Origin of the sequence: Novosphingobium profundi (assembly GCF_018491765.1) — a bacterium.
GTDB classification, from domain to species: Bacteria; Pseudomonadota; Alphaproteobacteria; order Sphingomonadales; family Sphingomonadaceae; genus Novosphingobium; species Novosphingobium profundi.
On record NZ_JABWCU010000074.1, the window covers coordinates 1 to 882 of the forward strand.

Annotated in this window: 1 protein-coding gene; it reads left to right on the forward strand. The window is 59.6% G+C overall.

Features of this window, described 5'->3' with window-relative positions:
- The first annotated feature begins 65 nt into the window (after window positions 1–65).
- The gene (locus HT136_RS26070; protein WP_063142267.1) at window positions 66–830 is read left to right on the forward strand and encodes an IS6 family transposase; all 765 of its coding nucleotides are present in this window, start codon (window positions 66–68) and stop codon (window positions 828–830) included.
- The last annotated feature ends 52 nt before the right edge of the window (window positions 831–882 follow it).

Below are 882 nucleotides of genomic sequence, written 5' to 3' on the forward strand. Positions count from 1 at the left end.
GGCTCTGTTGCAAACTCTGATGCGGTTGCCAAGGTTGGGCCCTTGGATTGGTAAGGTCGGTTGTGATGGACGATTTCAAAGGGCGGCATTTTACCGGCGAGGTCATCCTATGGGCGGTCCGCTGGTACTGCCGGTACGGCATCAGCTACCGCGATCTCGAGGAAATGCTGGCGGAACGTGGCATCGATGTCGATCACACGACCATCTATCGCTGGGTGCAGCGCTATGCGCCGGAGATGGAGAAGCGGTTGCGCTGGTTCTGGCGGCGAGGCTTTGATCCGAGCTGGCGTCTGGATGAGACCTACGTCAAGGTTCGGGGCAAATGGACCTACCTGTACCGGGCGGTCGACAAAAGGGGCGACACGATCGACTTCTTCCTCTCGTCGACCCGCAGCGCCAAAGCCGCGAAGCGCTTTCTGGGAAAGGCCCTTCGCGGGCTGAAGGGCTGGGAGAAACCAACGAAACTCAACACCGACAAGGCCCCCAGCTACGGCGTCGCAATCGCCGAGTTGAAACGAGAAGGGAAGCTCGCCCTGGAAACCGAACACCGGCAGGTAAAATACCTGAACAACGTGCTCGAGGCCGACCATGGCAAGCTCAAATTGTTGATCAAGCCCGTGCGTGGTTTCAAATCGATGCCGACAGCCTACGCCACGATCAAGGGCTTCGAGGTCATGCGCGCCCTGCGCAAAGGGCAAGCCCGGGCATGGTGCCTGCAGCCAGGGATCAGGGGAGAGGTGCGTCTGATCGAAAGAGCATTTGGCATTGGCCCCTCGGTCATGACCGAGGCCATGGACGTGCTCAATCAGCATTTTGCCAATGCTGCCTGATCCCCAGACGGGGTGACGCTGCCCGGCCGTCACCAATGTTTGCAACAGAGCC